The organism is Niallia nealsonii, assembly GCF_002835805.1.
In the GTDB taxonomy this organism is placed as follows: Bacteria; Bacillota; Bacilli; order Bacillales; family Cytobacillaceae; genus Niallia; species Niallia nealsonii.
Genome location: NZ_PISE01000055.1, coordinates 1 through 5,200 on the forward strand (window position 1 = coordinate 1; position 5,200 = coordinate 5,200).

The 5,200-nt window shown below is 33.4% G+C and carries 5 protein-coding genes, 2 rRNA genes and 1 pseudogene; 7 read left to right on the top strand and 1 reads right to left on the bottom strand.

What is annotated here, in order from left to right; all coding sequences use genetic code 11:
• Both CWS01_RS20080 and rrf read left to right on the top strand, forming a co-directional pair.
• A 23S ribosomal RNA gene (locus CWS01_RS20080) occupies positions 1 to 160 on the top strand; the annotation flags it as partial.
• Between the two features lie 76 nt (positions 161 to 236).
• Positions 237 to 353 (top strand): 5S ribosomal RNA (gene rrf / locus CWS01_RS20085).
• A gap of 79 nt (positions 354 to 432) precedes the next feature.
• Here rrf and CWS01_RS20090 read toward each other — a convergent pair.
• The gene (locus CWS01_RS20090; RefSeq protein WP_235852134.1) at positions 433 to 804 is read right to left on the bottom strand and encodes a DUF2691 family protein; all 372 of its coding nucleotides are present in this window, start codon (positions 802 to 804) and stop codon (positions 433 to 435) included.
• A gap of 440 nt (positions 805 to 1,244) precedes the next feature.
• Between CWS01_RS20090 and CWS01_RS20095 the strand changes: the two are divergent.
• From CWS01_RS20095 to CWS01_RS20115, 5 genes and pseudogenes are all read left to right on the top strand, one after another.
• A pseudogene (locus tag CWS01_RS20095) lies at positions 1,245 to 1,713 on the top strand (RNA polymerase sigma factor).
• Positions 1,714 to 1,727: 14 nt separating this feature from the next.
• Positions 1,728 to 2,381 (top strand): RsiV family protein, encoded by a 654-nt coding sequence (locus CWS01_RS20100; RefSeq protein ID WP_101178981.1) that lies wholly within the window; start codon positions 1,728 to 1,730, stop codon positions 2,379 to 2,381.
• 245 nt (positions 2,382 to 2,626) lie between these two features.
• Complete coding sequence (locus CWS01_RS20105) at positions 2,627 to 3,373, top strand: DUF2087 domain-containing protein (RefSeq protein WP_101178982.1); 747 nt, start codon at positions 2,627 to 2,629, stop codon at positions 3,371 to 3,373.
• Between the two features lie 16 nt (positions 3,374 to 3,389).
• A complete protein-coding gene (locus CWS01_RS20110) occupies positions 3,390 to 3,731 on the top strand; it encodes a GIY-YIG nuclease family protein (RefSeq protein ID WP_101178983.1) in 342 nt (113 codons plus the stop codon).
• A gap of 388 nt (positions 3,732 to 4,119) precedes the next feature.
• Positions 4,120 to 5,133 carry an efflux RND transporter periplasmic adaptor subunit gene (locus CWS01_RS20115; RefSeq protein WP_157827709.1) on the top strand — a complete coding sequence of 338 codons (1,014 nt, stop codon included), beginning with the start codon at positions 4,120 to 4,122 and terminating at the stop codon, positions 5,131 to 5,133.
• The last annotated feature ends 67 nt before the right edge of the window (positions 5,134 to 5,200 follow it).

The window sequence follows — 5,200 nt, forward strand, 5'->3', positions numbered from 1 at the left end:
AAGTGCTGAAAGCATCTAAGCATGAAGCCCCCCTCGAGATGAGATTTCCCATAGCGTAAGCTAGTAAGATCCCTGAAAGATGATCAGGTTGATAGGTTTGAGGTGGAAGCGTGGCGACATGTGGAGCTGACAAATACTAATAGATCGAGGACTTAACTTTAATACATGATTATTCGATTCTTTCTTCTTACACATAATCTAGTTTTGAGGGAACAACTCTCTAAACAAATAAATAGTCTGGTGGCGATAGCGAGAAGGTCACACCCGTTCCCATACCGAACACGGAAGTTAAGCTTCTCAGCGCCGATGGTAGTTGGGGGCTCTCCCCCTGTGAGAGTAGGACGTCGCCAGGCAAACTAAAAGTGGTTTAAAGATAATATCTTTAAACCACTTTTTTTATTATTGGATTATGTTACATAATATTGTTGATTTTTAGGAATCTGAGGCCTTTAAGTTATCAAGATTTTCTGTATGCCTACCAAACAGATAACTTTGTTTTTGTATCGCTTTCCTTGATAATACATTCAACATTTTCAAATCTGCAATCTTGTACTTTTTGTAAAGTGGTTCGAGTTTATCTTTATCCTTACAGTAGATGGTCGTATAGTAACTATCAACTATTAACAAAATAAGTTTGCAATCTCTTTTCATAAAGCCTTCATAAGTATCAATCTCTACCATTTTTCCTTGTGAATATGCCTGCAATTCAGCAAAAACAATATAATAGTTGTTTTTGCTGAATTTTTGAGTACATTTCCTTCTATCAGCTTTTATCTTCTGAAAAAAGGCTTTCATCCAATTCATTATTAATTACCTTATATAATTCTTCCATGGAGAGCAGTAATCAAGAAAGATCCAATATACATTTGGCAGTTCAAAATCAAGTCCTCGTTTTATAAAACATCTTTCTCTGAATTATTAAACTCAAATCATAATATAAATCTAATAGTTAGTTGAGTTTCATTTTTCTTAGACTTTTATGTGTATAAACAATTAAAAATAAACAGCTTCGTTATCGCTACGATAGTTAACTGCATCTAAGAAGTAGAATCCACTTAAATAGATTATATAACAGATGAGAAATAGCAAAAACTAATATTTCGATATAAAAAACTTCAAAATCAATTTTAACTTTTGGGATTTTTTAAGAAAAAGTTATTTTTATTAAAACTAAATCATAAACCTGTGCGTCTATCCTATGTGAAACTTAACTTCGCGGATTTTATAAATAAAGGAGCTTCTTTATGCTTAAGAAGAAATTACTAGAGGGAGAAATAACCGCACTTATTATAGAAAATAAGGAAAGCTTTTATCGATTAGCTTATCCCTATGTTCGAAATAAGGAGGATGCTTTAGATATTGTACAGGATTATATCCATAAGGCTTTGAAAAATCAGCATCAAGTAAAAAAATGCTTATACAATTAAAGGTTGGTTTTATCGTATTGTTGTGACTACATCATTAGACTTTTTGCGAAAGAAGAAAAGATGGAGTGCGACAGAGAATCATCACTTGTAGCTATTGCTTTCTGGAACGGAAGATCAGTATAAAAAATTAGATTTAGAGCAGGCAATGGAAAAACTGCCTGTGATCTATAAGACAGTTATTATATTACGCTATGATGAAATAGCGGCTGTATTAGACGAGAACATTAATACCGTAAAAACAAAGTTATATCGAGCATTAAAACTATTACGAATTGAAATGGATTAATAGAGGAATACAGGATGGTAAAAAAGTTAGAAGAACTTAAAAAAAATTATCTAGAAATATCAATACCACCAGAGTTAAATGACATGACAAATAAAGTGATAGATAAATATAAAAGAAAAAGAAGATCTTCTGTAAGTTTCGCTTCATTGACCGCGGCATTGCTGTTATGCATGGCAACTATAAATATTAGCGCAGCGGTGGCTGCAAGATTATTAGATCTTCCTGTAGTAGGAGGATTTGTCAAAATAATAACAGTAGAGGAATGGAAAGAAGAAGATAAAAATAATAGCGCAGATATTAAAATACCAGGGCTTTCGGGTTTAGAAAACAAAGGGCTGCAAACTAGTTTAAATGAAAAATATTTGGTAGAAAACAAAACATTATATAAAAAGTTTGCAAAAGAAATGACAAATAGAATGAAAGATGAACAATCTAGTTATTTCTTAAAAAATAATGAAGAACCAAATGGCTTTGATAAAATTTCAAAAAGCCAAAATTTCTATATAAACAAAAAACATCAACTTGTCATTTCCTTTGGTGAATACGAAGTGACTCCTGGATATATGGGTGTAGTAGAGTTGGTTATTCCAACAGAGGTTATAAACGATATATTAGTTAGCAATACTTATATAAAAAAAAGAGTGGTTTTTGCCACTCTTTTTTTGTAATCATAAAGAACGTTCATTTTCAAAAGGAAGGTCGCCTATATTAATGTTTTCACCTTCCTGATGGAAGTGATAGTAGTTTTTTATCTAACAAATATTTAAAATGTTTATAAAAATACAAACGGATATAATAAATGTTTGTGTTTTTGTTGACCTTTTAAATGAAGTATCATAATATATAAAATGTTAACAAACAAAAAAGATAAATGTTTATTTATATCTAAACTTATTTTAGGAGTGTTTGCTCAATGGAACTATCGGATTTATTTTTTTCCGTGTCTGTAGAAGAATTGAAACGTGGCTATATAGAAGAGAAGAATGATTATGTGTGCTTGCTTTGTGGAGAAAGAATTGAAAAAGGAATTATTTATCCATATGAAGTCCTATTATATGAAGCAGAAAAATATATGAATATTCATATTCGTGACGCGCATGTATCTGTTTTTGACTATTTAATTACTTTAGATAAAAAAATGACAGGCTTAACGGATCATCAAAATAAACTGCTGCATCTTTTCTATCAAGGAAAAAGTGATGTCGAAGTACAGCAGGAATTGGAAATCGGCAGTGCATCCACGATTCGCCATCATCGTTTTGTTCTGAAGGAAAAAGAGCGGCAGGCAAAAACTTTATTGGCACTTATGGAACTTTTAAAGGAAAAGGATGCGCATGCACCTAGTTTTATGCCTGTTCATAAACATGCCAAAATGGTCGATGACCGCTATAACATTACCGAGGAAGAGCAGAATAAGGCTATTAGCAAATATTTCTTAGGGACAAAGCTTCTGAAATTTCCTTTAAAGGAAAAACAAAGGCTAATTGTTCTCCGAGAAATAATGAACCATATAGATAAGGAAAAAGTGTATACGGAAAAAGAAATAAATGAAACAATAAAGACTATTTATGAAGACTATGTTTGGATTCGGAGATATTTAATTGAGTACGGATTTCTGGATCGCAAAGCAGATGGCAGCAGTTATTGGGTGAAAAAATAAAAAAAGGATGAGGACAATGGATCGCAAAAAAGAATTAAAACAGCTTTATAAAGAAACACCAATTGAAGCAGGGGTATATAAAATTGAAAATAAACGGAATGGGAAAATCTTTATTGCAAGCACCCGCAATACGAAAACATTAAATGGAGTTAAGTTTATGTTGAATAAAGGAGGCCATATGAATAGGGAATTATCCCAAGAATGGCAAACATTTGGCGAGGAGAATTTTACAATAGAAGTAATTGAAATCATAAAAAAGAAAAGTGACCCTTATTTTAACGAAAAAGAGGAACTAAAGAAGTTAGAGGAAAAATGGCTCAAGGAGTATCAGCCATATGGAGAGAGAGGCTATAATTAACGATGAATACAGAGTTGGAAAAATCTAACTTTCTTATAAAAACGATACTGTTATTTCAGCATTTTTCCCCATTATAGAGCTTGGCTTGTATGGAGTTGTTGTTTCTAATATTGTTGCTTTTATCTTATTAATGCTTTAATTGCAATCTCTGTATTATCAGCTTATTTGGAAGAATAAAAGCTATTATATAAATAAAGTCATCTTTTAAGCAATAATGATAGCTGCTTAAAAGATGGCTTTTTTATGTGAAAAAGGAATTTTTTATATAAAAATTTCTCCTGACTTATTCCTGACTCATTTCTTTTATATTCTATTACTTGTAAACAACAACGAAAATAAACTAGTTCAGATAAAGAAAATAATAGAAGAGAAAGAGGATGAGAAGAACATGAATAAAAATATAAGTAAAGCAAAAAGGAAAATTAAAAAATGGATTGTTAGCGGAATTACAGTTGTAGTACTTGGCACGGGAATCGGAAGCTACTTTTATTTTACAAAAGATGATAATTATACAGCCAAGGCTCAAACGACGACACAAACGGCAACTTCAGAAGTAGGCGATGTGGAAGTGAATGTGAGCGGGACAGGCAGCATTTCTGCTATCAACAGTGAAGCAGTATCTGCCACAGAAAATGCAACAGTAGATGAAGTGTTAGTGAGTGTTGGAGATGAAGTGGAAAAGGGTGATGAATTAGTCACTTTTGACGGGGATATTGATCCAATCACAGCTCCTTTTGATGGAGAAATTACTTCTCTTAATGTGGAAGAGGACGGCACAGTATCAATGGGGACAGAAGTTCTTGGCATTACTAATTATGACAGTTTAGAAATGGTTGTAAATGTTGACGAGCTAGATATTGCAAAAGTAAAAGTAGGACAAGAGGCGACGGTTGCTGTCAGTGCTTTAGATGATAAAGAATTCACAGGAAAAGTAACAAGTGTCGCAAAAGAAGCAAACACGGACAGCTCATCAAGTGTAGCGACGTATGAAGTAACGGTAAAAATTACGAAGCCAAAAGGTCTATTAGTTGGTATGACGGCAGAAGCAACGATTACAACTAGTGATAAAACAGATGTAGTGACTGTTCCAATTGAAGCCCTGCAAAAAGAAGATGGCAAGTATTATGTTTTAATTCCATCTAGCACAACAGCTTCTGAAGCTTCTAGCAACGTTTCTACAACGAAACAAACAGTAGAAGTTGGATTAGAAAATGAAGATGTGGCAGAAATCACAAGTGGTTTAGAGGAAGGAACAACGGTTGTACTTCCAACATTTGAATCAAGCAGCGACAGCACACAAAATCAACAGATGCCAGCTGGCGGCGGTGGCGAAATGCCATCAGGAAATGGTGGCGGCCAAATGCCATCAGGCGGACAAGCGCAAGGAGGAGGAAGCAACTAATGTTGGAAGAAAAACGAATTGTGGAAATAAAAAATTTGCAGAAGCAGTACACCCTTGGCGGTGAAAC